This window comes from bacterium (genome assembly GCA_020440705.1).
Lineage (GTDB): Bacteria > Krumholzibacteriota > Krumholzibacteriia > LZORAL124-64-63 > LZORAL124-64-63 > JAGRNP01.
In genome coordinates, this window is the sequence record JAGRNP010000211.1 from 1 (window position 1) to 3,398 (window position 3,398).

The following is a 3,398-nucleotide window of genomic DNA, read 5'->3' on the forward strand; positions in this document are numbered from 1 at the left end:
TGGGGAACGGGCACTGCGGCGGTCTTGGCCGCCGCCGGCGCCTCGGACGGTCCCGGCCGCAGGGCCACGTCCTGACGGAGCGTCGTGGGCGCCGCGAAGTTGTGCCGCGTGCTCGTGCGATGGACGGCGTTCAGGTCGCCGTGGGCCAGGTGCCCGGCGATGAGTTCCTTGTATTCCTTCTGCTGCGGCGTGGCCCCGGTGTCCAGACGGGCCATCATCAGGCGCCGCCAGGCGGCGAAGGCCGCCCCCTCGGTCTCCACCGCGGCGATGCCGTAGTTGTTGCCCTTGACGGTGGTGAAGGAGGCGAAGCGCAGCTCCTTGCGGCTGGCCTCGGGCAGGCTGGCGATGATCAGGGCGAGGGCGCGCTCGCTGTCACGCAGTCCCTGCTCCAGGGGCAGCTGCAGCTTGCCGTCCTGGAGGAAGGCCAGCACCGCCTCGTCGACGAGGCCGACATCCTCCTGGCCCGGCTCGGGCTCGACGAGAGGCGGCCGGTCCTCCGGGTCGATCTCCAGCCGCTCCATGCCGCGCTGGCCGTTCCAGTCCTCGCGGAACTCGACGACACCGGCCACCGCGTAGGGATTGCGGCCGAACGACGCATACAGGGCGTCGGTCAGGACGACGGCGTGGAAGAGCGGTTTGTCGCCGGCCGAAGCCCGGATCACGGCGAAGAGGCGCCCGCGCATGGACGGCATGGTCGACTGCAGCGGATGCGACATCAGCACCGGATACTGCAGGCCCAGTTCGGGCGCCTGCCCCCAGGCCTCGCACAGGCCGTGGATCTCGGCGCTGGCATCCGTTCCCATGCCCGCCGAATGGGCGAGTTCCTGCCGGCCGCCGGCCTCCGCCAGGTGATCGTGCCCATAGAGAATCTGTTCGATGAACGGCATTTCCATCCCCCGTCTCGGGTGCGCAAGGCCCCGCGCCAGGGCGGCGGGGCACGTCATCACTCCCTCCTCTTCGGCAGATCCGGAGACGATTTGAGTCCCGGATGCGGAACGCCCCGGCCGCAGGGAGCGGCCGGGGCGTCCGGTTCCGGGGTCGGCGGGCGGGTCTAGACGTCCCGCTCCTTGCCCAGGCGCTTGATCTTGTGGACGTTGCCGGGCGACTGGGCGGCCGGATGCTCGGTTTCGAACATCTCCCGCGGCATCTTGCCGGTCAGCCAGCTCGGGTTCATGGGGTACACGTGCGGGTTGAAGACCACGCCGTACATGTGCCAGACGAGGATCGCCAGCATGGCCAGCCACGCCTCGTAGTAGTGGATGACCAGGAAGACCTCCATCGCCTGCTTGCCGACCAGGTCGACGATCGAGCTCTCGAACCAGAGCGCCAGACCCGTCATCACCATGACCACCGTGCCCCAGATCAGGGCCCAGTACTCGGCCTTCTCGACGAAGGAGAAGCGGCGCATGTGCGGGTGCTCGTTGGTGCGGCCCAGGTTGTACATGAACATGCCGAGGGCCTGCTGGGCGTCGTGGAGCCCGGGCGCGATGTCCTTCAGGAAGACGCGGCCCTTGGCCGTGAACAGGTAGCCCAGGTGCCACAGGGCGCCGAAGATCATCAGCACGGCCATGCTGCGGTGGATGAGCCCGCGCGCGGCGGCGCCGCCCTCCCAGCTGAAGATCAGCTTCGACCACCACGCGTCGTAGAAGCGGAGACTGAAGCCCGTGATGACCAGCACCGTGAAGGTGATGGCCAGCAGCGCGTGCTGCAGCACCTCGTCCGTCTCCATGCGCCGCACCTGCTCCTTGCGCAGCACGTTGCGCACCTGGCGCAGGTAGTCCAGGAAGCAGTAGCCGGCCATGCCGCCGATGACCATCAGGATCAGCAGCTTGTAGGCGATCTTGATCCAGTAGGGCCAACCCGACGTGTCGAGCTTGTCGATGTCGTGGATCGGCGTGGCCATGGCCGTCGCCGCGGAGATGCCCGTGTGGCAGCTGCCGCAGGTGTTGACCAGGTTGTTCGGGTTCACCGACGAGGCCGGATCCTTCGAGGGCAGGATCAGGTGGGCCCCATGGCAGGACGAGCAGTTGGCCACGGTCTTGTCGCCGCCGCGGCTCTTCAGGCCGTGGTAGGAGTCGACCCGCGACCAGTCCTTGCCCGTCGGCACGTCGAAACGCTCGTTCAGGTTGGCGGAGTCGTGGCACGGCGTGCAGGTGGCCTCGGCCACGCGGTAGGGGCTCACGCGGGAGCGCGGGTCGTCGGTGTGCAGGATGCCGTGCTCCCCGTGGCAGTGGGTGCACGTGGGCGCGCTGACGTCGCCGCGGGCCACGAGCTGGCCGTGGATGCCCTGGTCGAACTCGCGCTGGATCGTGGTGTGGCAGGTGCCGCACGTCGCCGAGATGTTGAAGAAGTTGATCGTCGACTCGATGTCGCCCGGCGGCAGGATCGCGTGGTGGTTCGACGCCTTCACGTGGCAGTCGTTGCACGACGCGGCCACCTCGTCGCCGCCGGCGATGGTCTGGGCATGCACGCCGCTCTGGTACACCTCGACCGGATGCTTGAAGCGGATCCCCTGCTTGGCGATGAATTCCTGGTTCTCGTGGCAGGCGCCGCACGTCGCCGGCAGATTGGCCGCGTTGACCTGGCTGGCCGGATCGATGGCCGGACGGATCTGGTGGCTGCCGTGGCACTGGGCGCAGGTCGGCACCGCCGGATTCTTGCCGACGAGACCCATGCCGTGCTGGACGTAGTCGGCGGCCACGTCGTCGTGGCAGGCACCGCAGTCGGGCATGGCGAGCTGGGCCGGGTGGGGAATCGCCGTCACGTCGGCGTGACAGTCGGTGCAGCTGAGGTCCTCGTGGACGCTGCCGACGAGGGACGCATGGGAGATCTCGGCCGGTTCGCCGCCGCTGCCCTGGTGGCAGTCGGTGCATGTGTCGTCGGTGATGGCGCCGCACGGAACGGCGACGAACAGGACGATCGCAGCGAGGAGGCTCGAGAGGACGAGACCGTGCTGGTTCCGCATTGGTCGATTTCCCTTCTGCACGGATCCTCCGCGGGACGCCGTGCCGAGGTGGCCGATCCGGGGCGGATCCCCTCGCGGGAAATCCGCCGGGACAGGGAAACGGGCCTCCCGGCGCTGCGGGGCTGATGTCACACCATCCCAGCCCCTCACTGCTGAAACGAAGCAGCTCCGCACCACCGTTCGGCCCGACCCCACGAGGGGCGCGCAGGCCCCTCTGCGGAGTCAACGTTAACCGACCAACAACCGGAAATCAAAATTTTAGGGCGTTAAATGTTTAAAAAATAAGCACTTAAAACACACGGAATGGGTGTGATTTGATAAACAGGTGGAATTGAATGTCTTAGGTTGTGCCTTCAAGAATGTGCCTGGTCCGACCATTGCCTTCCACTCTGCATGAGTGCAGACCAAACCCGCCACCCGAACTGGGCCCCTC

General features: G+C 67.3%; 2 protein-coding genes. Both read right to left on the reverse strand.

Annotated elements, in window-relative coordinates:
• Positions 1–887, reverse strand: an 887-nt coding sequence (locus tag KDM41_17620; protein MCB1185242.1) for a hypothetical protein, incomplete at its 3' end; no start/stop codon positions are given.
• 164 nt (positions 888–1,051) lie between these two features.
• On the reverse strand, positions 1,052–2,965 hold the full coding sequence (locus KDM41_17625) for a cytochrome b/b6 domain-containing protein (protein MCB1185243.1): 1,914 nt from the start codon (positions 2,963–2,965) through the stop codon (positions 1,052–1,054).
• Between the last annotated feature and the right edge of the window lie 433 nt (positions 2,966–3,398).

Excerpts from the sequence above, each read along its gene's own strand:
- KDM41_17625 (MCB1185243.1), bottom strand. The coding sequence starts at position 2,965 with ATGCGGAACCAGCACGGTCTCGTCCTCTCGAGCCTCCTCGCTGCGATC.